The sequence below is a fragment of the Actinoplanes sp. NPDC049548 genome, from assembly GCF_040676695.1.
In the GTDB taxonomy this organism is placed as follows: Bacteria; Actinomycetota; Actinomycetes; order Mycobacteriales; family Micromonosporaceae; genus Actinoplanes.
On record NZ_JBFAPM010000037.1, the window covers coordinates 1 to 24194 of the forward strand.

Annotated in this window: 21 protein-coding genes; 2 read left to right on the forward strand and 19 right to left on the reverse strand. The window is 72.2% G+C overall.

Features of this window, described 5'->3' with window-relative positions; translation table 11 throughout:
- Positions 1-90: 90 nt before the first annotated feature.
- The 18 genes from AB0J80_RS37215 to AB0J80_RS37300 form a co-directional block, all read right to left on the reverse strand.
- A complete protein-coding gene (locus AB0J80_RS37215; RefSeq protein ID WP_364714402.1) occupies positions 91-939 on the reverse strand; it encodes a DegV family protein in 849 nt (282 codons plus the stop codon).
- A gap of 24 nt (positions 940-963) precedes the next feature.
- Positions 964-1350: a hypothetical protein gene (locus tag AB0J80_RS37220; RefSeq protein WP_364714404.1), complete on the reverse strand. Its 387-nt coding sequence runs from the start codon at positions 1348-1350 to the stop codon at positions 964-966.
- Between the two features lie 46 nt (positions 1351-1396).
- Positions 1397-2035 carry a histidine phosphatase family protein gene (locus AB0J80_RS37225; protein ID WP_364714406.1) on the reverse strand — a complete coding sequence of 213 codons (639 nt, stop codon included), beginning with the start codon at positions 2033-2035 and terminating at the stop codon, positions 1397-1399.
- Positions 2032-2430, reverse strand: a complete 399-nt coding sequence (gene rsfS, locus AB0J80_RS37230; RefSeq protein ID WP_364714408.1) for a ribosome silencing factor — start codon at positions 2428-2430, stop codon at positions 2032-2034. Before rsfS ends, AB0J80_RS37225 begins: the two co-directional genes overlap by 4 nt.
- Positions 2431-2516: 86 nt before the next feature.
- A complete protein-coding gene (gene nadD, locus AB0J80_RS37235; protein ID WP_364714409.1) occupies positions 2517-3104 on the reverse strand; it encodes a nicotinate-nucleotide adenylyltransferase in 588 nt (195 codons plus the stop codon).
- Between the two features lie 18 nt (positions 3105-3122).
- A complete protein-coding gene (locus AB0J80_RS37240; RefSeq protein WP_364714411.1) occupies positions 3123-4607 on the reverse strand; it encodes an ATP-binding protein in 1485 nt (494 codons plus the stop codon).
- A 60-nt stretch (positions 4608-4667) separates the two neighbouring features.
- Positions 4668-7178, reverse strand: coding sequence for an aminopeptidase N (gene pepN / locus AB0J80_RS37245; protein WP_364714413.1), 2511 nt, complete (start codon positions 7176-7178; stop codon positions 4668-4670).
- Between the two features lie 37 nt (positions 7179-7215).
- Positions 7216-7668 carry a GNAT family N-acetyltransferase gene (locus tag AB0J80_RS37250; protein WP_364714414.1) on the reverse strand — a complete coding sequence of 151 codons (453 nt, stop codon included), beginning with the start codon at positions 7666-7668 and terminating at the stop codon, positions 7216-7218.
- Positions 7669-7677: 9 nt separating this feature from the next.
- Entirely contained in the window at positions 7678-9204 is a 1527-nt protein-coding gene (gene obgE / locus AB0J80_RS37255) for a GTPase ObgE (RefSeq protein ID WP_364714416.1), read from the reverse strand.
- A gap of 93 nt (positions 9205-9297) precedes the next feature.
- Entirely contained in the window at positions 9298-9558 is a 261-nt protein-coding gene (gene rpmA / locus AB0J80_RS37260; protein ID WP_364714417.1) for a 50S ribosomal protein L27, read from the reverse strand.
- 12 nt (positions 9559-9570) lie between these two features.
- Positions 9571-9885 carry a 50S ribosomal protein L21 gene (gene rplU, locus AB0J80_RS37265; RefSeq protein ID WP_015619590.1) on the reverse strand — a complete coding sequence of 105 codons (315 nt, stop codon included), beginning with the start codon at positions 9883-9885 and terminating at the stop codon, positions 9571-9573.
- Positions 9886-10039: 154 nt separating this feature from the next.
- Entirely contained in the window at positions 10040-10570 is a 531-nt protein-coding gene (locus tag AB0J80_RS37270) for a hypothetical protein (RefSeq protein ID WP_364714418.1), read from the reverse strand.
- A 92-nt stretch (positions 10571-10662) separates the two neighbouring features.
- Positions 10663-13731 (reverse strand): Rne/Rng family ribonuclease, encoded by a 3069-nt coding sequence (locus tag AB0J80_RS37275; protein WP_364714419.1) that lies wholly within the window; start codon positions 13729-13731, stop codon positions 10663-10665.
- A 132-nt stretch (positions 13732-13863) separates the two neighbouring features.
- Complete coding sequence (locus AB0J80_RS37280; RefSeq protein WP_364714445.1) at positions 13864-14598, reverse strand: TIGR03936 family radical SAM-associated protein; 735 nt, start codon at positions 14596-14598, stop codon at positions 13864-13866.
- A 51-nt stretch (positions 14599-14649) separates the two neighbouring features.
- Positions 14650-16593 carry a TIGR03960 family B12-binding radical SAM protein gene (locus tag AB0J80_RS37285; RefSeq protein WP_364714421.1) on the reverse strand — a complete coding sequence of 648 codons (1944 nt, stop codon included), beginning with the start codon at positions 16591-16593 and terminating at the stop codon, positions 14650-14652.
- Positions 16594-16613: 20 nt separating this feature from the next.
- A complete protein-coding gene (locus AB0J80_RS37290) occupies positions 16614-16958 on the reverse strand; it encodes an STAS domain-containing protein (RefSeq protein WP_364714422.1) in 345 nt (114 codons plus the stop codon).
- On the reverse strand, positions 16955-19429 hold the full coding sequence (locus AB0J80_RS37295) for a SpoIIE family protein phosphatase (protein ID WP_364714424.1): 2475 nt from the start codon (positions 19427-19429) through the stop codon (positions 16955-16957). Before AB0J80_RS37295 ends, AB0J80_RS37290 begins: the two co-directional genes overlap by 4 nt.
- Before the next feature lie 35 nt (positions 19430-19464).
- Positions 19465-20256: an alpha/beta hydrolase gene (locus tag AB0J80_RS37300; RefSeq protein WP_364714425.1), complete on the reverse strand. Its 792-nt coding sequence runs from the start codon at positions 20254-20256 to the stop codon at positions 19465-19467.
- Between the two features lie 183 nt (positions 20257-20439).
- Between AB0J80_RS37300 and AB0J80_RS37305 the strand changes: the two genes are divergently transcribed.
- Positions 20440-21951 carry a hypothetical protein gene (locus AB0J80_RS37305; RefSeq protein ID WP_364714426.1) on the forward strand — a complete coding sequence of 504 codons (1512 nt, stop codon included), beginning with the start codon at positions 20440-20442 and terminating at the stop codon, positions 21949-21951.
- Between the two features lie 9 nt (positions 21952-21960).
- Positions 21961-23466 (forward strand): cryptochrome/photolyase family protein, encoded by a 1506-nt coding sequence (locus tag AB0J80_RS37310; RefSeq protein WP_364714428.1) that lies wholly within the window; start codon positions 21961-21963, stop codon positions 23464-23466.
- Here the strand turns inward: AB0J80_RS37310 and AB0J80_RS37315 are convergent.
- Positions 23463-24143 (reverse strand): lysophospholipid acyltransferase family protein, encoded by a 681-nt coding sequence (locus tag AB0J80_RS37315; RefSeq protein WP_364714430.1) that lies wholly within the window; start codon positions 24141-24143, stop codon positions 23463-23465. The two genes, AB0J80_RS37310 and AB0J80_RS37315, sit on opposite strands and share 4 nt — an antisense overlap.
- Positions 24144-24194: the final 51 nt, after the last annotated feature.

The window sequence follows — 24194 nt, forward strand, 5'->3', positions numbered from 1 at the left end:
CACCCGATACGACAAGACCAGCACGTCGTTCCAGGCCACCGTCACCATCGCCGCGTTGCTGCAATGGCTATGACCCTTTGGCGACACTGCCTAGTCCCGCCGATGCACCACGACACCCGCAACCCCGGGACCGACGTGAGCAGCCACCACCGCCCCGATCTCGGTGATGTAGCAGTCGCACAACCGCTCCCCCAACCGCACCGACACCGCGTCCGCCAGCGCGCCCGCGCGGTCCGCTGCCCCCAGGTGGTGCACCGCGATGTCCACCTCTCCGGTGCCCGACGCCTCCACCGCGAGGTCCACGAGCCTGGCCAGCGCCCGTCCCGCCGTGCGCACCTTGTCGCGGACGACGATCGCGCCGTCCACCACGTGCAGGATCGGCTTGACCGAGAGCGCCGTGCCGAGCAGCGCCGACGCGGCACCGATGCGGCCGCCGCGGCGCAGGAACTCCAGGGTGTCGACGTAGAAGAGGGTGCTGACCTGCGCGGAGTGGTCGACGGCTGTCTGGCGTACCCGGTCCAGGGTTGCGCCTCGGCGGGCCGCGGTGGCCGCGGCCAGGGCCGCGAAGCCCAGCCCCATGCCGGTGGTGCCGCTGTCGACGACCTGGACGCGTGGCCCGACCGCGGCCGCCGCGAGGGCGGCTGCGTCGTAGGTGCCGGACAGCTTCGACGACAGGTGGACGGACACGATGCCGTCCGCGCCGGCTTCCAGCAGCTTCCGGTACGCGTTCGCGAACTGTTCCGGCGCCGGGCGTGAGGTGCTGACGGCGCTGCGGCGGGCGCCGAGCGCACGGGCCACCTCGGCCGGGGAGATCTCCTCGCCTTCGAGGCCTTCGTCGCCGTTGATGACGACGGTGAGCGGGACGACGGTCAGGTCGTAGGTCCCGTTCAGTTCGGACGGCATGTACGCGGTGGAGTCGGTGACGACCGCGACGGGCATGCGGGCACCGTAACGGATTGCCGCCTACTTCGCGCGGATGGCGGTCACGATGAACGGCGTGCCCTGCATGCAGGTGGTCATCATGCCGGGTTCCGTGCGGCCGGTGACGGTCACCTCGGCGCCTGCCTTGGCGGTGGCCTTGAGCTTCTCGTCGTCGAAGATCAGCAGGTGGTCGTCGACGAGCAGGCAGTTGGCCTCGACGCCGGCGGTGACGGTGCCGGTGATCGTGCGGCTCCCGCCGGCCGTCGGCTGCTGGGCGCTCGGCTCTTCCGTGGGGACGGCGGAAGAGGCGGAAGCGGCCGGCGCCGACGGGGCGGCAGCACCGACCTCGGAAGAGGTGCCGTTGGCGCATCCGGCCACGGACAAAGCCACCATCGCGGTAGCGAGCAGTGTGAGGCGTGAGATGGTCATGATCCCTTCGACGCTACCGGGCAGCGATCCGTTCCCGGGAGCGACGTCACACCGGAGGCGGAACCGGCCGGTCGGAGAACGGCCCCACGTTGTACGCCGCGAGCTGCCACCCGCGCACGTCGTCATGACTGAGCTCGACCCAGTGGCAGTTCTGCAGCGCCCGCAGCGTGCGGAGCTGCTCGCGGGGCCACCCGAGCAGGTGTCCGACCCCCTGGCGGGCCGCGGCCCCGTGGGTGGTCACGACCACCGTGCCACCCGCCGGCACGGCGTCGGCCGCGCTCTGCAGGGCGTCGGCAACCCGTTTGCCGAGGTCGTCCAGCGTCTCGACGCCGCCGCCCACCACGTCGGCGCCGGCCTTCCAGCGGGCGTGCTCGTCGGGGCGGGTCTCGGCGACCTCGGCCATGGTGAGGCCCTGCCAGGCGCCGAAGTGGCGTTCGCGCAGGCGTTCGTCGCGGGTGACCGACAGGCCGGTCAGGGCTGCCAGAGCGGCGGCCGTGTCCGCCGCGCGGCGCAGGTCGCTGGAGATCAGGGCGCCGGGGCGCAGCCGGACCAGCAGCTCCGCGGCGTCGACGGCCTGCTGCTCGCCCAGGGCGTTCAACGGGACGTCGGACTGGCCCTGGACGCGGTTGGCCGCGTTCCAGTCGGTGTTGCCGTGCCGCCAGACGATGAGGCGGGTGGTGGTCATGCGGCGCCGGAGGAGTCGGCCTCGACCATGTCGCGGTCGACGAACGGAAGCGTCGGGCAGTCCTTCCACAGCTTGTCGAGGGCGTAGAACTCACGCTCCTCGGTGTGCTGGATGTGCACGACGATGTCGACGTAGTCGAGGAGCACCCAGCGGCCCTGCCGCTCGCCCTCGCGGCGGACGGGCTTGGCCTTCTCCGGAAGGTTCAGCAGCGCTTCCTCGATGGCGTCGACGATCGCGGCGACCTGCCGCTCGTTGGACGCCGACGCGATGACGAACGCGTCGGTGATGTAGAGCTGCTCGGCGACGTCGATGACGACGATGTCCTGCGCCTTCTTGTCGGCGGCGGCCTGCGCCGCCGTCAGCGCGAGCTCGCGGGCGCGGTCGGTGACGGGCACCGGTCTCCCCTCGTTCGGTTTCAGAGCTACTAGCCTCTCACACGGGTGTGACAACCTGACTCGGGCGAATACCCTCAGAGCGGTCATCACTCCCGATAGAGTTCCCGCTTTGCGATGTACTGCACCACACCATCGGGTACGAGATACCAGACCGGGTGCCCCTTGGCCACCCGGGCCCGGCAGTCGCTCGACGAGATGGCCATCGCGGGCACCTCGACCAGCGTCACCGTGTCGGCGGGCAGGTGCGCGTCGGACAGCTCGAAGCCCGGCCGCGTGACGCCGACGAAGTGCGCCAGCGAGAGCATCTCCAGCGCGTCCTTCCACGACAGGATCCGCGCCAGCGCGTCGGCACCGGTGATGAAGTAGAGGTCCGCCCCGGACCCATAGAGGGCGTGCAGGTCCCGCAGGGTGTCGACGGTGTAGGTGGGCCCGTCGCGGTCGATGTCCGCCCGGCTCACGTGGAAGCGCGGGTTCGAGGCGGTCGCGATGACCGTCATGAGGTAGCGGTCCTCGGCCGGGCTCACCGCACCCTTCTGCCAGGGCTGCCCGGTCGGCACGAACACCACCTCGTCGAGGTCGAAGCGGCTCTGCACCTCGCTCGCCGCCACCAGGTGACCGTGGTGGATCGGGTCGAAGGTCCCGCCCATGATCCCGATCCGTCGCCGCCTCTGCATCGGCGAATCTTAGAAGATCTAGCCGTCGAGGCGTTTGCGGACCGCGGCGAGCAGGTCCTCGGAGGTGAACGGCTTCTCCAGCAGGGCCACGCCCGGGTCCAGGGTGCCCTGCGAGGCCAGGACAGGCTGGGCATACCCGGACATGTACAGCACGCGGGTGTCGGGCCGGACGTCGGCGAGCCGCTCGGCCAGCTCCTTGCCGAGCATCCCGGGCATGACGACGTCGCTGACCAGCAGGTCGATGGCGCCGTCGTGCAGCGCGGCAAGCCGCAGCGCCTCGGCGCCGCCGTCGGCCGTGAGGACCTTGTATCCGGCGCCGGAGAGGATGCGCCCGGCCACGTCGCGCAGCGCGGCCTCGTCCTCCACGACGAGCAGCGTCTCGCCGTGCCCGCCGGTGTCGGCCGGCTCGAGCGCCGGTTCGGGTTCCGGCTCCTCCCCCTCCGACCTGGGCAGCAGCACCGTGACGGTGGTGCCCAGCCCGGGCTCGGAGGTGAGGCTCACGCTGCCGCCGGCCTGGGTGACGATGCCGTAGACGGTGGCCAGCCCCAGGCCGGTCGCCTCGTGGTTGGGCTTGGTGGTGAAGAACGGCTCGAAGGCCCGCTCGATCACTTCCGGGGACATCCCCCGGCCGGAGTCGCTGACCCGCAGCCGTACGTAGTCACCGGCCGGCAGCTCCGAGTGCTCGCCGGGCGACAGGTGCGAGGACGCCGTGTCGATCACCAGGTTGCCGCCCGAGGGCATCGCGTCCCGCGCGTTGACGGCGAGGTTGACCAGCAGCTGCTCGATCTGACCGGGGTCGCAGGTGACGGGTGGCAACGACGCGGCGGGACGGGTGATGAGCGTGATGTGCTCGCCGAGCGAGCGCCGCAGCAGGCCCTCGACCTCGGCGACGACCTCGTTGAGGTCGAGCACCTGCGGCCGGATGACCTCCCGCCGGGCGAACTTGAGCAGCTGGTGGGTGAGGCCGGTGCCGCGTTCCCCCGCCTTGATGACCTGCCGGGCGTCGGCCGCGATCGTGGCGACGTCCGGCGTCGGCGACTCCGCCTCCTCGATGACGAAGTTGGCGTAGTTCACGATCACGCCGAGCAGGTTGTTGAAGTCGTGGGCGATGCCGCCGGCGAGCTGGCCGAGCGCCTCGAGCCGCTGGCTGCGGTGACTGTGCGCCTCGGCCTTGAGCTGGTGACGTTCCGTGACGTCGCGGACGACCGCCACGGTGACCTCGCCGCCGGACACCTGCACGACGGCGAGCGTGGCCTCGGCCGGGAACTCGGAGCCGTCCCGCCGCCGGGCCCGCAGGGAGATCGTGTCCCGGCTCATCTGGTCCCGCGGGAAGGGCTCGCTGAGCAGCACGCGGGCGTGCTGGCCGAGCAGCTCGGCGCGCGGCCAGCCGAAGATCGCCTCGGCGCGGTCGTTGAGGAGCACGATGCGCCCCTCTTCCATGACCACGATCGCGTCCGGGGCGGCCTGCAGCAGACCGCTGGACAGCTCCTCGGACCACTCCACCGCTCACCCCCCGTACTGTCTGAGGCTATCGGCTCGTACGAGAAGCAAGGGGCGAAATTCCTATCCTCGCGCCTGCAGCGCGCGGCGCACGTCGTCATCGCCGTCCATCACCACACGGCGCACGATCGAGGAGATGCCGGGCTGCGCCAGCAGGTCCGCGGCCAGCTGCCGGGTGCGTTCGGCGACCACCACCGACGGGTACGCGGTGACCGCCACCCGCTCCCCGCTCATGCCGGACCGGCGCTCGAGCATCGCCGGGATGTCGGCGAAGTACCGCTCGGCGTACGGGGTGACGAGGCCGAGCTGCTCCGGCTGCCAGAAGCCTTGCGCGGTGGCGACGAGGATGCGGTTGGAGGCGCCCGGGTCCTCGATGATCAGGCGCCACGCCCGCGCCTTGGCCTCGGCGTCCGGCAGCGCCGCCCGGCACCTCGCCGCCCACTGCTCACCGGTGGCGCTGCGGTCCGCGGCGAGCTCGGCCTCGATCCGGTCGGCGCCCGCCGCGCCCAGCACGACCAGGCGGTAGAGGATCAGCCAGCGCAGGTCCGCGTCGACGACCACGCCGGCGGGCACGTTCTCCCCCGCGAGCCAGCCGTCCAGCCGTACCGTGTCGACCTCGGCCCCGATGAGGCCTCGCACCCCCGCGAGCTGCAGCGACCCGCCCGGCTCGGCGGCCGCGACCAGCCGGTCGCAGGCCTGGGCGACCAGCTCCAGGGCGGCCGGCCGGGTCTCCGCGGTCGGATAGCGGTCCACCAGGGCCCGCGTCATCCGCAGGACGTCCTCGACGATGGCCACCTCGCGCTCCGCCGGCAGAGCGGCCAGCACGAGCGTCACCAGCTCCGCGACCGGCCGTTCGCCGTCGGTGACGGCATCGAGCGTCGCCCCCCAGAGCAGGGCCCGGGCCAGCGAGTCGCCGAGCAACGGAAGGATCAACGGTACGGCGTCAGCGGACGCTTGATCGAGGCGGACCTTGGCGTACGCGAGGTCGCCGTCGTTGACGAGCAGCAGGTCGGCGACCGGTTCCCCGGCGAGCTCGGCGAGCTCGGTGCGCCCGCCGTCCACCTCCGGGTCGACGTCCACCTCGACGAGCCGGCGCCGGGTCACCACGCCGTCGGCGCCGTGGTCGTAGAGGCCCACGCAGAGCTTGTGCGGGCGCAGCGTCGGATACTCCGCCGGCGCGGTCTGCACCAGCGTGACCTGCGCGTAGCGGCCGTCTTCCGTGCGTTCCACCTCGGCGCGCAGGGTGTTGAGCTGGGCCCGGCACAGCCACACCTCGGCCCAGGAGCTCAGGTCGCGGCCGCTGGCCCGGGAGACCGCGGCGAGCAGGTCGGCCAGCGTGGCGTTCCCGTACGCGTGCGCCGCGAAGTGGTCGTTGAGCCCCGCCAGAAACGCCTTGTCCCCCACGTACGCGACGAGCTGGCGCAGCACCGCGGCACCCTTCGCGTACGAGATGCCGTCGAAGTTGAGCAACGCGAGGGCGGTGTCGTCGACGTCGCTGGGCGCCACCGGGTGCGTCGACGGGCGCTGGTCGGCGCGCAGCCCCCACGCCTTGCGCTGCATCGCGAACGTCGTCCAGGTCTCGGTGAACTGAGTGGCCTCGGCGGTGATCCTCGTGCCGAGGTACTCGGCGAACGACTCGTTCAGCCACAGGTCGTCCCACCAGGCCATGGTGACCAGGTCGCCGAACCACTGGTGGGCCATCTCGTGGGCGATGACCATGGCCCGCTGCTCGCGTTCGGCGTCGGTGACCGCGGACCGGTGGATGAACTCGTCGCGGAACACCACCACGCCGGGGTTCTCCATCGCGCCGAAGTTGAACTCGGGCACGAACGCCTGCTGGTAGTGGCCGAACGGGTAGCGGACGTCGAAGATCTCGTGGTAGCGGTCGAGGCACTGCTTCGTGATCGTGAACAGCTCGCCGGCCTGCTCGTCGAGGTGTTCGGCGAGCGCCTGCCGGCAGTAGAGGGCCAGCGGGATGCCGTCGTGCTCGTCGGTCCGGGCGTGGTAGGGCCCGGCGATCAGCGAGATGAAGTACGTGGCCAGCGGCTTGGTCGGCGCGAACCGCCACCGCCCCGCCTCCACGGGACCCGCCTGCTCGCCGTTCGCCGCCACCAGCCAGCCGTCGGGCGCGGTGACGCTCAGCGTGACGGGCGCCTTGAGGTCGGGCTGGTCGAAGCACGGGAAGATGCGGCGGGCGCCGTCGAGGAACATGTGCGCGTACAGGTAGGTGCGGCCGTCCGCGGGGTCGACGAAGCGGTGCAGCCCCTCGCCGGTGTTCGAGTAGCGCATCTCGCTCTCGACGACGAGCTCGTTGTCGGCGCTCAGGCCGGTCACCGTCAGCCGCTCCCCGGCCAGGGCGGACGGATGCACGGGTACGCCGTTGAGCGTGGCCGACAGCAGCGTCACGGGCTCCAGCTCGACGAAGGTCTCGCCGCCAGGCTCCGCACCGAAGCTGAGCACCGCACGGGACCGGAACGTGTCACCGCTGCCGGTGAGGTCGAGATCGATGTCGTATCCGGTGACCGTGATGGTGGCGGCCCGGGCGGTGGCCTCGGCGCGCGTCAAGCTAGGCATGCGGACCATCATGCCCTGTATGGGCGCCGCTGCTCCGTCAGCGCGAAGTGAGCGCCAAAGACTTCTCGAAGCACACGCTGTACGGATTGCCCACGTACTCCCCGTACACGGGGATCTGCAGGTATCCCTCGGAGCGGTAGAGGGCGATGGCCGCGGGCAGGTAGGTGCCGGTCTCGAGCCGCAGCACCGGCCGCCCCGCCGCCAGCGCCTCCTCCTCGAGCGCCACGACCAGCTGCCGGGCGAGGCCCCGCCCCCGGTACGCGGGCCGCACGTACATCCGCTTGAGCTCGGCCACGCCCGGCTCGAGCGCCTGCCACGCCCCGCAGGCCACGGCCCGCCCGTCGACGACGCCGACGAGGTACGAGACGTCGTCGTGCATCGGGTAGACCACGCCGTCCGCGCCCCCGTCCGCCTCGGCCAGCTCACGCTGCTGCGCGACGAGCAGCGAGGCCAGCTCGGGATCGGTGCCGGGACGGGATTCGATGATCACCCCGTCAGCCTAGGCCTCGTCTGTTTCTCCGGGGTTGCCGGAATCTGGACGGGAGTCGTCGTCGGTGACCAGGACGGGCTTGGCGGCCATGGAGACGGTGGACACCGTGCCGTCCTCGCTCATGTGCAGCAGCTCGTCGTCGGAGCGGACGCGGCGGGCCTTGCGGGCGGCCAGGCGCTGCGCGGCCGTCGCCCGGTGCGACTCCTCCTCGAGCCGCGCGTCGGTGCCGCGGGGACCCGAGACGTACTCGCCGGTGTTGGGGTGCCAGTCGAACTCGCGGTCGGCGATGCGGACCGGGTCGCCGGGCTGGGCGCCCTTCTTGGCCAGCGCCGCCTCGACGCCGAGGCGCTCCAGCCGGTCGCCGAGGTAGCCGATCGCCTCGTCGTTGTCGAAGTTCGTCTGGCGGATCCAGCGCTCGACCTGGATACCGCGGACGACGTACACGCCCTCGGCGTCCTGCTCGATCGTGAAGCCCTTCTCGTCGACCGCGCGGGGCCGGACCACCGCACGGGTCGGCTCGACCACCGGGGCCGCGAGGCGGTTTGCCGCGACGGCCTCGGCCAGGGCGTACGTGAACTCCTTCAGCCCTTCCCGGGTGACCGCGCTGACCTCGAAGACCCGGTAGCCGCGCGCCTCGAGGTCGGGCCGGACCATCTCGGCCAGGTCCCGCCCGTCCGGAATGTCGATCTTGTTCAGCACCACCATGCGGGGCCGGTCCTCCAGCCCCCCGTACGCGGCCAGCTCCGCCTCGATCGCCTCCAGGTCGGCGACCGGGTCGCGCTCGATCTCGAGCGCCGCCGAGTCGAGGACGTGGACCAGCACCGAGGTGCGCTCGATGTGCCGCAGGAACTCCAGCCCGAGCCCCTTGCCGGTGGCGGCGCCCGGGATCAGCCCCGGTACGTCCGCGACCGTGAACGTCTGGTCGCCGGCCTGCACCACGCCGAGGTTCGGCACCAGCGTGGTGAACGGGTAGTCGGCGATCTTCGGCTTGGCCGCGGAGATCACCGAGATCAGCGACGACTTGCCGGCCGAGGGGAAGCCCACCAGGCCGACGTCGGCGACGCTCTTGAGCTCCAGGACCACGTCGAGGCGGTCGCCGGGCTCGCCCAGCTCGGCGAAGCCGGGCACCTTGCGGCGGGTGTTGGCCAGCGAGGCGTTGCCGCGCCCGCCCCGGCCGCCGCGGGCCACCTCGAAGGTGGTGCCGGCGCCGATGAGGTCGGCGATGACCTCGCCCTCGGGGGTCTGCACCACCGTGCCGTCGGGCACCTTGAGCACGAGGTCCTTGCCGTTGGCGCCGTCGCGGTTGTCGCCCATGCCGCCGACGCCGTTCGGAGCCTTGACGTGCGGGTGGAAGTGGAAGTCGAGCAGCGTGTGCTGCTGCGGGTCGACGACGAGGGTGATGCCACCGCCGTGCCCGCCGTTGCCGCCGTCGGGGCCGCCGAGCGGCTTGAACTTCTCCCGGCGTACGGAGACACAGCCGTGCCCGCCGTCACCTGCCTGCAGGTGCAGCACGACCCGGTCGACGAACGTAGCCACTTCGGTACTCCCACTGCTTGATGGAACAAAGACAGCGGGCCGCGGACCCCGGAAGGTCCACGGCCCGCTGAGACGCTGCGTGTGCGACCGCTGTTACTCGGCCGCGACCGGCACGATGCTGATGGTCTTGCGGCCACGCTTGTGACCGAAGAGCACGTTGCCCGCGGCGAGCGCGAACAGCGTGTCGTCGCCACCGCGGCCGACCAGGTCGCCCGGGTGGAACTTCGTGCCGCGCTGGCGGACCAGGATCTCGCCGGCGTTGACCAGCTGACCGCCGAACCGCTTCACCCCGAGCCGCTGAGCGGCGGAGTCACGGCCGTTCCGCGAGCTGGAAGCACCCTTTTTGTGAGCCATGGCGGTTCGTCCCTACTTCCCGCTGGAGATGCCGGTCACCTTGACGCGGGTCAGCGGCTGGCGGTGCCCCTGGCGCTTGTGGTAGCCGGTCTTGTTCTTGAACTTGTGGATCCGGATCTTCGGACCCTTGGTGTGCTCGGCGATCTCGCCGGACACCGTCACGTTGGCAAGCTTGGCCGCATCGGTCACCAGGTTGTCACCGTCGACGAGGAGGACCGCGGCGAGCGTCAGCGAGTCGCCGGGCACACCCGCGAGCTTCTCGACCTCGATCACGTCGCCCTCGGCAACCTTGTACTGCTTGCCGCCGGTCTTGACGATCGCGTACATCGGACGCGGACTCCCTGAGACTTACGCAGCGGAACATCGCTGCTTGGCGGATGGAACTGGGCCCCGGCGTCTCGCACGAGGACATGGCGCTTCGAAAAAGCGCCGACAGATAGCGTACTTCATCGCACGGGTGCGACCCAAATTGGGGAGCCGCTCAATCGGTGCCGCAGGCCTCGGCCAGGGTCTCCTGCAGCCCCTCGAGTTTCTGTGCGTCCAGCTTACGCACGTCGCCCTTCAGCGCCGAGACCTTCTTGCTCATGGCACCGAGCGCCTTCTTCACCTCGGCGTCGGAGGCGAGCTTCGCCATGTCGGCGAGCGCGAAGGAGTAGTTCTCGACATCGCGGCTGGTCTTCTGCTTGGCCTTCGCCACCGCGTCCTGGTCCTGCGCCGACTCCGCGTCGATGAGCAACTTGAGATCCTGCGCGAAGTTCTTCGCCGCGTCCCCGCCGGTCTTCGCAGCCTGGGCGCAGATCGCCTTGGTGTTCCCCTTGAGCGCGGCATCGCCGCCGCCGGCATCCGTGGAGCCGGCCGGGGCCGGACCGCCGCTCTTACCGGGCGCCGGGGCCACAGGGGCGCCGCTGCCGGCCCCGGGGGTCGCGGTGGCGGTGTCGGCGGACTTGTCGGTCGAGCACGCACCGAGCAGGAGGGCACCGCCGAGGGCGGTCACGCAGAGCAGGCGTCGCATGGTCAAGCAGGGTAACCGACATCGATCACCGGACATGGAGCGGGCGGCCCCAGCAGGCATTACCTGCCCGGACCGCCCGCAACGCGCGTTTCTCAGGGGCGGGTACGCCGCCGTGAACCGCCGCGCCGGGAGCGTCGGCGGCTGCCGGAACCGGCCCCGACCGGCTCGTCGTCGTCCTCGTCGTCGTCGGCCGCGTCCGGGTCGTCGGCCCCGGTCAGCTGCAGCGGCTCGGCGGGGTACGACGTGCCGTTCGACTCGTAGCGCGACAGGTCGTAGCCGCTGATGTCGTAGTCGTCATCGTCGTCGCTCGAGGAGAGCTGGGGCGCCGGCGTGATGACGCCCGAGCCCGCCGGCGCCACGGCGGCCGGTTCGACCGGCGGAAGCCCGGCCGTCTCCGCCGCCGGGTCCTCGACGGGGTGCTCCGGAACCGCCTGCGGCTCGGCCGGGGCCTGCTCGCCCCCACCACCACGGCGCCGCCGGGACTTCGCCGGCTGCGCCGGGGCCTCCGTACGCGCCGCGGCAGCGACCGCCTTGACCTGGCTGGCCGCACCGGACGAGCGCTTCTCGGGCACCGGCTCGGTGTGAACGACGAGGCCACGGCCCTTGCAGTGCTCGCAGGTCTCGCTGAACGCCTCGAGCAGCCCGGCACCGATCCGCTTGCGGGTCATCTGCACCAGGCCGAGCGAAGTGATCTCGGTGACCTGGTGCTTGGTCCGGTCCCGGCCCAGGCATTCGGTGAGCCGCCGCAGCACCAGCTCGCGGTTGCTCTCCAGCACCATGTCGATGAAGTCGATCACCACGATGCCGCCCAGGTCGCGCAGGCGCAGCTGGCGCACGATCTCCTCGGCCGCCTCGAGGTTGTTGCGGGTGACCGTCTCCTCGAGGTTGCCGCCCGCGCCGGTGTACTTGCCGGTGTTGACGTCGACGACGGTCATCGCCTCGGTGCGGTCGATCACCAGGTGGCCGCCCGAGGGCAGGAAGACCTTGCGGTCGAGGCCCTTGAGGATCTGCTCGTCGATGCGCTTGTCGGCGAAGACGTCGGCGCCGCCGGTGTGCCGGTGCAGCCGCTCGACCAGGTCGGGCGAGACCGACTCCAGATAGTTCTCGATCTCCTGGTACGCCTGGTCGCCCTGCACGATGAGCTCGCGGAAGTCCTCGTTGAAAAGGTCCCGGACCACGCGGATGACCAGGTCGGGCTCCTCGGACAGCGCGCGCGGCGCGTTGCCCTCGGCCGCCTTGGCCTGGATGTCCTCCCACTGGGCCTGCAGCCGCTTGACGTCGCGGGCCAGCTCGTCCTCGCTCGCGCCCTCCGCCGCCGTCCGCACGATCACGCCGGCGCCGTCCGGCACGAGCTTCTTGAGCACGTCCCGCAGCCGCTTGCGCTCGTTGTCGGGCAGCTTGCGGCTGATGCCCGAGGCGTTGCCGTTCGGCACGTACACCAGGTGCCGGCCGGAGAGGGCGATGTGGCTGCTCAGCCGGGCGCCCTTGTGCCCGAGCGGGTCCTTGGTCACCTGCACCAGCACCGAGTCGCCGGAGCGCAGCGCCTGCTCGATCGAGCGCGCCCGCCCCTCCAGCCCGGTGGCGTCCCAGTTGACCTCGCCGGCGTAGAGCACGGCGTTACGGCCCCGGCCCACGTCGACGAACGCCGCCTCCATGCTGGGCAGCACGTTCTGCACCTTGCCGAGGTAGACGTTGCCGACCATGGTCCCGGACGTGGTCCGCGACACGTAGTGCTCGACCAGGATGCCGTCCTCGAGCACCGCGATCTGGATCCGGTCGGGCTTCTGGCGCACGACCATGACCCGGTCCACAGCCTCGCGGCGGGCCAGGAACTCGGACTCGCTCAGGATCGGCGGCCGGGTGCGCCGCTGCTCGCGGCCGTCGCGCCGGCGCTGCCGCTTGGCCTCCAGGCGGGTGGAGCCGGAGACGCCCTGCACCTCGTCGCTGCGGCGCGGCTCGCGCACCCGCACGACGGTGTGCACGCCGTCCTCGACGCCGCCGGTCTCGGCGTCACCCGAGCCCTTACGGCGACGGCGACGCCGGCGGCGGGTGACCCCGTCGCCGTCCTCGGCGTCCTCGTCGTCGCCCTCGGCCTCGGCTTCGGCGGTCTCCCCGGCCTCGTCGGCATCGGCCTCGGCGGCCTCGTCGCCCTCGTCGGACGGGCCCTTGCCCCGGCCGCGGCCCCGGCGTCCCCGCCGGCGACGGCGGCGGGAGGCGGCGTCGTCCTCGTCGAGCTCGTCCTCGGCGCCGTCCTCGACGTCGTCCGAGGTCTCGTCCGCCTCTTCGAGCACGGGCTGGTCGGTGACCTCGGTGGCGGCGGCCTCGTCGGCCTCCGCGGGGGCGCCCCGGCGGCGGCGCCGGCTCTTGCGCGGCCCCTCCGCAGGCTCCTCGGCCGCGGCGGCCACGGGCTCGGCGGGCGTCTCGGTGACCTCGGCGACCGGCTCGGCGGCGGCCGCGGCGGCCGTGCCCCGTCGGCTGCGCCGGGGGGCGGGCGCGGGCTCGGCGTCGGGTTCCGGCGGCATGAACAGTACGGCGGGGGGCAGCGCCGCCTTGCGGGTGCGGCGCCGAGTGGTGGGCGCCTCCTCGACGAGGTCGTCGTCGAGCGGCAGCACGCCGACCACCGGCACGCCGGCCGTGGTGGCGGCCGCGTCCTCGGTCTCCTCATCCTCCTCCGCGACGGCAGGCGTCGCGGCGACCGGCACGGCAGCGCCGGAGGTCTCGGTCGGCGCTGCGGCGGGAACGGGCTCTTCGGCGGGGGCCTCTGCCGGAGCAGCCGCGGGAACCGCCTTCTTGCGGGCCCGGCTGCGGGTCGCCTTCACGGGCGCGACGGGCTCAGCCGGCTCAGCGGTTTCGACCGGGTTGTCCCCCTCGGCGGCGGGCGCGGCGGCGGCCGGCACGGCCTTCTTCCGGGCCCGGCTGCGGGTCGCCTTCACCGGAGCCGCGGGCGCGTCGGCCGTAGCGGCCGCATCGCTCGCGGTGGCCGCCTCGTCGGCGGCCCCGGGCTCGGCACCCGGCGCATCCGTCGGCACGGCAGCCGGAGCGGCAGCCTTGCGGCGGGGGGCCCGCGTACGGCGCGCGGGGGTGGTCGTCTCGGCGGTTTCGGCGGTCGGAGGTGTAGCGGCCTCGTCCCGTTCACCGCCCTGTGGCTCGTTATCGAGCATGGGGCGCTCTCCAGTTCTGGCGGCCCCGGGCGCGGGTGAGCGCTGCCACGCAGGGTCGCCGCAAGTTTTTCGGTCCCGGCCGTCGTCGGACGGGCTTCCGAAGTCTGCCAACGCGGGCGCCGGCCGAACCGGCTAGCGCCCTCCGATGGGTGCGTCCTCGCGATCCGCGTCCAACGGATCGACGATCTCCCCCTGCGAGGTGAGCGAACCCTGTGCCAGCCGGGTCACCCTAGGGGGCACCGGCGGTTCCAGGCCGGCCACCACGCGCAGGCCGGACATGACGTCATCGGGTCGAACGGCGGGCGTGACCTGCCGCACGACAAGGTCGATTATCGCACACGGTGCCGCCGCGGCCCCGGAAGGTGCGGCAGACTCCTTGCCGACAGCGAAGGACGCAACTGCTTTTCGAGCGTCGAACGAGCGGCGCCCCTGCTTCGTCATGCGCTCGACCAGCACCTCCTCGGCGGCGAGGAACGCTTCGACGGCCTTCTCCGCAACCGCCGGGTCGACCTCCGGCAGCTCGATCAGCCAGCGGGAGGCGTCGATCCGGTCGGCCAGGCTGCCCTCGCCGGCGACGACCGCGTCCAGCACGTCCAGGCCCGGCGACAGCGCCGCGTCCAGAGCGGCGCGCAGGGCGGCCGGGTCGACCTCGGCCTGCAGGCCGATCTCCAGGTACTCCGCCTCGCTGCCGACACCGGTCGGTGCGGCGCTCGCGTACGAGATCTTGGGGTGGGGCGTGAACCCCTGCGAGAAGGCGATCGGTACGCCCGCCCGCCGCAACGCCCGCTCGAAGGCGCGCGCGAAGTCACGGTGCGACGTGAAGCGCAACGGTCCGCGTTTGGCGTACCGAAGTCTGATGCGCTGCACGACCGGGGCCTGACCGCCCACGGGTTGGTTCTTGGGGGGAATGTCTGACTCCTAAACGGGGACCCGGAGGTTGTTTACCGGGGTCAGGGGAAGAAGTTTCTTGCCGGTGGGCCCGATCTGGATCTCGGTGTCCATGGACGGGCAGACGCCGCAGTCGAAGCACGGCGTCCAGCGGCAGTCGTCCTGCTCGTACTCGCTGAGGGAGTCCTGCCAGTCCTGCCAGAGCCAGTCCTTGTCGAGGCCGGAGTCGAGGTGGTCCCAGGGCAGCACCTCGAGCTGGTCGCGCTCGCGGGTGGTGTACCAGTCCAGGTCGACGCCGAGCTCGGGGAGCACCTCCGCGCACGCCTCGACCCAGCGGGCGTACGAGAAGTGCTCGGACCAGCCGTCGAAACGCCCGCCCTTGTCCCAGACCCGCCGGATGACCCTGCCGACCCGGCGGTCGCCACGCGAGAGCAGGCCCTCGATCAGCGACGGCTCGCCGTCGTGGTAACGGTATCCGATGGCCCGGCCCAGCGAGCGGTCGCTGTTGATCTCCTGCTTGAGCAGCTTGAGGCGGTTGTCGATGACCTCGGGGCGTTCCATCGCGGCCCACTGGAACGGGGTGTGCGGCTTGGGCACGAACCCGCCGATCGACACCGTGCAGCGGATGTCCTTGGTGCCGGCGGCGGCCCGGCCGGCCCGGATGACCTCGTGCGCCATGTGCGCGATCTCGAGCACGTCCTCGTCGGTCTCGGTCGGCAGGCCGCACATGAAGTACAGCTTCACCTGCCGCCACCCGTTGGTGTACGCCGTCACGACCGTCCGGATCAGGTCCTCCTTGGTCACCATCTTGTTGATGACCTTGCGGATCCGCTCGGAGCCGCCCTCGGGAGCGAACGTGAGGCCGGTGCGGCGCCCGTTGCGCGACAGCTCCTGGGCGAGGTCGATGTTGAACGCGTCCACCCGGGTCGACGGCAGCGACAGCGAGACGTTGGTGTCCGCGTACTGCTGGGCGAGGCCGGAGCACATGTCGCCGATCTCCGAGTGGTCGGCGCTCGACAGGGAGAGCAGACCCACCTCGGAGAAGCCGGAGAACTCCAGCCCCTCCTTGACCATCTGGCCGACCGTGGTGATCGAGCGCTCCCGCACCGGGCGGGTGATCATGCCGGCCTGGCAGAACCGGCAGCCCCGGGTGCAGCCGCGGAAGATCTCGACCGCGTACCGCTCGTGGACCGTCTCGGCGAGCGGGACCAGCGGCTTCTTCGGGTACGGCCAGGCGTCGAGGTCCATGGTCGTGCGCTTCGCCACGCGGAACGGCACGTCGGGGCGGTTGGGCACGACGCGCTGGATCCGGCCGTCGGGCAGGTAGTCGACGTCGTAGAAGCGCGGGACGTAGATGCTCTCCGTGCGCGCGAGACGCAGCAGCAGCTCGTCACGACCACCGGGGCGCCCCTCGGCCTTCCACTCACGGATGATGCCGGTGATCTCGAGGACCGCCTCCTCCCCGTCGCCCAGCACCGCGGCGTCGATGAAGTCGGCGATCGGCTCCGGGTTGAACGACGCGTGACCGCCGGCCAGCACGATCGGGTCGTCGTCGCCGCGGTCGGCGCTGTCCAGCGGGATGCCGGCCAGGTCGAGCGCCGAGAGCATGTTGGTGTAGCCGAGCTCGGTGGCGAACGACAGCCCGAGCACGTCGAAGGCGCGGACCGGGCGGTGGGCGTCGACCGTGAACTGCGGGACGCCGTGCTCCTTCATCAGCGCCTCGAGGTCGGGCCAGACCGCGTACGTCCGCTCGGCCAGCACGTCGGGCTGCTCGTTGAGGACCTCGTACAGGATCTGCACGCCCTGGTTGGGCAGGCCGACCTCGTACGCGTCCGGATACATCAGCGCCCACCGGACGGTGGTGGCGTCCCAGTCCTTGACGACGGCGCCGAGCTCGCCGCCCACGTACTGGATCGGCTTGCTGACCCGGGGCAGCAGCTGCTCGAGCTGCGGGAAGACGGAAGAGACGCTCATGGGTCTCCAGGGTACGCGGGCTAGATGCTCAATTCCTCCGCGGCCCGGTCCAGATCGGTGGCCAGCAGGTCCTCCCGGAAAGCGCACAGCTGCAGAGTCATCCGGGCGGGGCCGGTCTCCCCCACCACGAGCTTGACCGGCGTGCCGGCCTGGTCGAGATCGCCGACGAGCGCGTCCAGCAGCCGCACGCCGGCGCTGTCGAGAAAAGAGACCGCGGTCAGGTCGATGAGCACGGCGGTGGCGTCACTGGCGTGGTGGATGATCTCCCGCCCGATGTCCGGCGCGTTCGCGAGGTCGATCTCGCCCACCAACCGGACCAGCTCGGCGTCGCCGAGGCTGGCGAAGGTGACCCACTGCTCCGTCATGGTGCCTCCCGTCGCGCTCGCCGCATGGTCACCGTGGTTCCATCCGTACGGTCGAACGTGACGTCGTCCATCGTCTGGTGGATGAGCCGGAGGCCGCGGCCGCGCACCTCGTCCTCGCGTGAGGCCCGCCAGTCGCCGCGGTCGGTGACCCTGATCTCGATCGCCTCGGCGGAGACGACCGCGGTGACGTCGACGATACCGAACGGGTCGTTGCGGTAGCCGTGCTCGATGGCGTTGGCGACGGCCTCGGAGCACGCCAGCAGCACCGCCTGGGTGGTGTCCTCGTCGATGCCGTGCGACGCCAGCCAGCCGCGCATGTCCTTGCGCAGCAGCGCGATCTGGATGGGATCGGCACCGATGGCGCGTTCGAGCCGTTCCTCGGTGCCGAGTGCCAGGCACAGCAGGCAGACGTCGTCGACGTGCTCCCGGCCGACCAGGCTCTGCGCGAGGCCGGCGGTCAGGCCCGGCAGCGGGGCGTCACGGCGGCCCGCGTACGCCCGGGCGAGCATCTCGAAGCCCGCGTCGATGGGTCGGTTGCGGCGCTCGATCAGCCCGTCGGTGTAGAGCAGCAGCCGGCTGCCGGCCGCCAGGTGCGTCGTGTGCTCGAGGCGGGTGCGGCGCCCGGCCCGCGAGCCCAGCGCGCCGGAGCGGCCGTCGAGCAGGTAGCGCGGTGAGCCGCCCGGCTCGGCCAGCAGCGGCGGGAGGTGCCCGGCGCAGGAGTACGTCATCTCGCTGGTGGTGAGGTCGACCTCGGCGTAGGCGACGGTCGCCATGCGCGCCGACTCCACCCGGTCGACGAACCGGTCGAGCCGCTCGAGCAGCCGCGCCGGGCCCGCCTCCGCCGAGGCCAGCGCCCGGATCGCGCTGCGCAGCTGGCCCATGGTGGTGGCCGCGTCGATGCCCCGCCCGACCACGTCGCCGACGACCACGGCGAGCTTGTCCGGGGTGATCAGGAAGGCGTCGAACCAGTCGCCGCCGACCTCCATCTCGAGGGCCGCCGCCTGATAGTGGGTCTCGACGGCGAAGCGGGGGTCGCTCGGCAGGTCGTGGGCGAGCAGGCTGCGCTGCAGGGTCCGGGCGACGGCCCGTTCCTGCTCGTAGAGGCGGGCGTTCTCCAGTGCCAGGCCGGCCCGGTCGGCCAGGTCGTGCAGGAACGTGGCCTCGGCGGCGGCCGTACGCCGGCCCGGCGCCATCCGCAGCGCGAGCGTGCCGAGGATCCTGCCGCCCGCGGCCAGCGGCAGCACGGCGCAGTCCGGGTCGGGGCCGTCGTCGCTCAGCTCCGCCTTGCCGTTGGCGGTGACCAGGGCGACCCGCTCGGCCAGCCGGTCGGGGTCGGGCTCCGGGGCGCCGGCGTCGGCGAGCAGCCCGGCCGGGCCGATCTGCAGGCGGATGGCGGCCCACTCGGCGACCTCGGGCACGAGCTGTTCGATGAGGCGGCGGGCCCGCGGCATGAGCCGGGGCACCTCGTCGAGCACCCGCGTGGTCTCGGCCAGGAAGGTGGCCCGCTCCTCGCGGCGGCGTCCTTCGTCGTAGAGCCGGGCCCGGTCGAGCGCCTGCCCGGCCTGGTGCCCGAGCAGCCGGACCACGCGCAGCTCGCTGTCGGTCAGCTCGCGTTCCTCGGTGAAGCCGAAGCTGAGCACCCCGAGGACGTCGGCGCCGATCGACTCACCGGCGAACCCGGAGGTCAGCGGCAGCAACACCACCGTGTTGACGCCGGTACGCCGCATGGTGACGGCCAGCTCCGGGAAATGCTCCTCCGCCTCCGCCACGGAGCCGATCACGTGCAGGTCCCCGCGGCGCGCGACCTGCGCCACCGGGCGCGACGAGGCCAGCGGGATGTCGTCGCGGACCGGGCTCTCGGCCTCGGTGCAGGCCTGCGCGACGAGCTGCTCGCGGTCCAGGTCGAGCAGCCAGACGCGGGCGCCCGAGGCCTCGAAGGCGGCGGCGGGCGCGCGTACCACCGCCTCGGCGACCTCGGCCGCGGTCGGCGCCGCCGCCAGGTCGGCCACCACCTGCTGCAGCGCCCGCACCCGGCGCTCCGAGGCCTCGGCGGTGTGCCGGGCGGCCAGCAGCTCCTTCTCGTAGCCGCGGCGTTCCGTGGCGTTGAACACCATGGTCCGCACCACCCGCGGCAGCCCGGCGGGGTCGCGGCCCAGGACCGAGTTGACCAGGATCGGCAGTCGCCGGCCGTCCGCGCGGACCAGCTCGAAGGCGACCTCCTGCACGTCGTCGCGCATGCTCAGCAACGGCGCGTAGTGCGTCTCGTAGTAGATCTTGTCGCCGGGGGCGAGCAGGTCCCGGAACCGGCGGCGGCCGACCAGCGTGATGCGGTCGTACCCGGTCCACGCCAAAAACGTCTCGTTGACCTTCACGATCGTGCCGTCCGGCAGGGTGGTCAGATACCCGCACGGCGCGTTCTCGTACAGGTCACCCGGATCCTCGTCCCAGGGCACGCGCAGGTCCTGTGTCACGTCCGGCCCACCATCGCCGCTCCCCGTCATGCCGGTCAGAGGTACGCCTTGATGGCCGCCACCGTCTCGGCAGGTGCACTCAGGTTGGGGCAGTGGCCGGTCGCGTTCATGGCCACCAGTGTGCTCCCCGCGAGGTGCTCATGCACGTAGTCCCCGACCACAGCGGGCGCGATGACGTCGTCGGCGCACTGCAAGATCAAGGCGGGGGTACGCAGTTTCGGCAGGTCGGCCCGGTTGTCCGAGAGGAAGGTGACGCGCGCGAACTTCTTGGCGATCTCCGGGTCGGTGGCGCAGAAGCTGGCGGTGAGCTCCTGGCCCAGCTCGGGCCGGTCCGGGTTGCCGACGATGACCGGCGCCATCGCGCTCGACCAGCCGAGATAGTTGCTGTCCAGGGACTCGAGCATCGCCTCGATGTCGGCCTTGCCGAATCCGCCCACATAGTCCCCGTCGTCGATGTACCGCGGCGAGGGCCCGACCAGGACGAGCTTGGCGAAACGGCCGGGCTCGCGGACGGCGGCGAGCACGCCGATCATGGCGCTGACCGAGTGGCCCACGAAGATCACGTCGTGCAGGTCCAGCTCGTGCACGATCTCGAGGACGTCGGAGGCGTACCCGTCGAGGCTGCCGTAGCGCCGGTCGTCGTACGCCCGCAGGTCGGAGCGCCCGGCACCGACATGGTCGAAGAGCACTACCCGGTGGGTCGCGGTGAACTCGGGCGCGACGTGGCGCCACATGTTCTGGTCGCAGCCGAAGCCGTGCGCGAAGATCATCGGCTGTCCGTCCGGGCGGCCGGTCACGGTCAGCGCGTGCTTCTGAGTCAGGTTCATCTCCAGATCACCACCGAGTCACCATACGACTCCACACCGTCCAGCACATCGCCCCCTCTGTCCGTCTTCTTCCCCTGAGCCACGCTTCCCGAAGGCTCATGATGATCGATGGAGCCGCCGGGGACACTGGCGGACCGGCTCTAACCTGGCCTGAGGCAGCGCGGCGCGGGAGGAGGACGACGGATGACCGACCAGCACCCGGGCGACCCCTCCGCCGGCGGACCGGCCGGCGGCCCGGACCCCACCCGGGTCGACGGCGCCGCGGCCCACCCGGACCCGACCCGGATCGACGGCACCCCCGGCTCTGACGGCCCGGCGGCCGCTGCCGGGCCGGGGCGAGGGCAGGCGGAGGCGGCGGACGAGGAGTCCGCGACCGGCGAGGTCCCGGTGACCGAGGACGTGCCGGAGCGCTGGAGCGGCTCTGCGGCCGTTCCGCCACCCACGCCGAAGAAGTCCCGGTGGGGCCGTCGCAATCCCGTCGCCGAGCCGCCCCCACCTCCGGTGGATCCGTGGGCGGACAGCGAGGACTGGTCCACCACCCCCGCCGTCGACCCGTGGGCCGACCAGGACACCCCCGTCGACGTCCTCGAGCCGTTCCCGGAGGCCATGCCGCCGACGCGGATCGACCAGCCGCTCCCACCGACCCGCGCCGAGCAGCCCCTTCCGCCCACCCGGGTCGAGGCTCCCGCCGGCGGGCAGCCGCTCCCACCCACCCGCATCGACGCTCCCGCCGGCTCGCAGCCGTCCGCGCCTGCGCCGGCCGCACCCGCGCCACAGCCCCCGGCCGCCGTCAACCCGCCCGGAGCCACGCCCGGGATCGCGCACGCGAAGCCACCAGCGCCCACCCCGGCCGCCGAGCCACGCCGCCGCGGCTGGGGTCGTAAGCGCCGCGAGGAGACCCCGGTCAACCGGCTCCCGGTCCAGCCTCGCCAGGCCGCGCTCCCTCAGGCGTATGTCGACCGGGCCCGCCCGCTACCGCCGCCACCGCCGGGGAAAGCCGCGAAGAAACGACGAAAGGGACCGACGCCGCCACCCCCACCGGCCTGGCGCCCACCGCAGGCCGGTCCGCCGCCCGGCTCGCGCCCGCTGCCTCCGCCACCGCGCCGCAAGCGCCGCTGGGGCCGGCGACTTCTGCTCTTCACCCTGCTCGGCGCGCTGTGCTGCTGCGGGGTGCCCGGATACTTCCTCTGGCCCGCCGCCCGGCAGTACCCGGTCTCGGCCGTCCTGCCGTCGAGCGTCGCCGACCTGAGGCTCCGGGACGACGACGCCGGCCGCCGGGCCACCGAGCGGCTCGCCGACCAGGTTCAGGGCACCAGCCTGATCTCCTCGGGCGAGGCGTTCGCCGGCATGTACGCCGACGGCAACGGCAAACGGGTCACGCTCTTCGGCACGACCGGGTTCCGCCTGACCCCGCAGAGCGACGTCGAGGCCGAGCTCGCCCACCTCTCCGGCGAGTACAAGATCGAGGACATCCGCACCTTCGACCTGGGCGTGACCGGCGCGCACGAGCGCTGCGGCGTGGGCCGCTCCGGCGGGGCCGCGGTCGTCGTCTGCGCCTGGGCCGACCACGGCAGCCTGGCCACCGTGCTGTTCACCCGCCGGTCGATGGACGAGAGCGCCGAGCTCACCGGGGTGCTGCGCGAGGCGGTGCTGCGCCCGCAGATCGAGGGGAATGTGCAGCTCAGCAGCGGGTAGTTCGACCCCATGCGTCTTGAGTCCGGTCCTGGGCGGCGGGCGGGGCGGTCGGAGGGGAGGCGCTGGCTCTTCGCCGACCAGCTCGGCCCGCACTTCCTCGACGACCCCGGCCAGAGCGTGCTGCTCGTGGAGTCGCGGGCCGTGTTCCGCCGCCGGCGGTTCCACCGGCAGAAGGCACATCTCGTGCTGTCCGCGCTGCGCCACCGCGCCGCCGAGCTCGGCGATCAGGCCGAGTTCGTCCAGGCGGAGACGTACGGCGAAGCGGTCCGTGCCGACGGGCTGAGCGTGTGCCACCCGACGTCCCGGGCGGCGCGCGGTCTGGTGCAGCGGCTCGGCGTCGAGGTGCTGCCGCCGCGCGGGTTCGTGACCGCGCCGGAGGACTTCGTCGCCTGGGCCCAGGGTCGCAAGCGGCTGCGGATGGAGGACTTCTACCGGGACGCGAGGCTGCGGCACGGCGTGCTCATGGAGGGCACCGAGCCCGTGGGCGGCGCCTGGAACCTCGACGCGGAGAACCGGGAGCCGCCCCCGCGAGGCGCGCAGCGGCTGGACGTGCCGCCGCCGCCCGAGATCCACGAGGACGACATCGACGCCGGCGTACGGGAGGATCTCGACCGCTGGGAGCGCGACGACGGCATCGAGTTCCTCGGGCGGGACGGCCCGCGGTTGTTCCCGGCCACGCGCACCGAGGCCCTCGCCCGGCTCCAGCACTTCGTGACGCACCGGCTGCCGGCGTTCGGGCCGTACGAGGACGCCATGCTCGCGGGCGACCCGTGGATGGCGCACAGCATGCTGAGCGCGCCGCTCAACCTCGGGTTGCTGGACCCCATGGAGGCGGTGGAACGCGCCGAGGCCGCGTACCGGTCCGGTGCGGCGCCGCTGAGCAGCGTCGAGGGGTTCGTCCGGCAGCTGATCGGCTGGCGGGACTTCATCTGGCACCTGTACTGGTACTTCGAGCCGGAGTACCGCCGCTCCGACGAGCTGCGTGCGCGCCGCCGGCTGCCGAAGTGGTTCGCCGAGCTGGACGCCGACGCCGTCGAGGCGCGGTGCCTCAGCGACGTGCTGGCGGGCGTCCGCGACCGCGGCTGGGTGCACCACATCCCGCGGCTGATGGTGCTCGGCAACTACGCGTTGCAGCGCGGCTGGCAGCCGGAGGCGATGTCCGACTGGTTCCACCGGGCGTTCGTCGACGGCTACGAGTGGGTCATGACCGCGAACGTGGTCGGCATGAGCCAGTACGCGGACGCCGGCCGGATGAGCACCAAGCCGTACGCGGCCGGCGGCGCCTACATCAACCGGATGAGTGACTACTGCGGCGGCTGCCGCTACGACCCGAAGGTGCGCGTGGGTGACGACGCGTGCCCGTACACGGCGGGGTACTGGGCTTTTCTCGAGCGCAACGAGGACCGCCTGCGCAACAACCACCGGATGCGCCGGCCGGTGCAGGGCCTGCACCGGCTGACCGATCTCGACGCCCTGGTCGAGCAGGAGAAAGCTCGCGGGAGCCGCGCCCCCTAGGCTTCCGGGGCGGGGGCGCGCGGCGGGGCGTAGCGCGGCACGTACTCCTGGCCGGTGAGCTTCTGGATCTCGGCCATGACCTCGTCGGTCAGCGCACGCAGCGACGTGCGGTCGTCAGCGCGCCCGGTGGTCTCGATGGGCTTGCCGAACTTCACTGTGACCTTGCCCTTGCCGAGCTTCGGGTACGGCTGGCCGATCGGCTGCACCTTGTCCGTCCCCTGCATGCCCACCGGGATGATCGGTACGCCCGCAGCGACGGCGAGCCGGGCCACACCCGTACGCCCGCGGTAGAGCCGCCCGTCGGGGGAGCGCGTGCCCTCGGGATAGACCGCGACCATGTCACCGGCCTTGAGCACCGGAATCGCTCCGTCGAACGCGGTGAGCGCGGCCCGGCCGCCGCCCCGCTCGACCTTGATCGCGCCGAGCCCGTGCATGATGAACTTGGTGATGGTGCCGCCGACGCCACCGCCCTGGAAGTACTCGGCTTTGGCCCAGAAGGCGATGTGCCTCGGCACGGCCGCGCCGAGGAACAGCTCGTCGGCTACGGACAGGTGGTTGCCGGCGAAGATGGCGCCGCCGGTGGCGGGGATGTTCTCGAGGCCTTCGACGTGGGGTCGCCAGCCGAGCATCATCGCGTTACCGACAGTGACTTTGCCGATCGAGTAGAGCAGCGGCAACGTGTTCCTCCGGCGGGGACTGCAAGAAAAAGTGGGGGGCGGTAGGACATT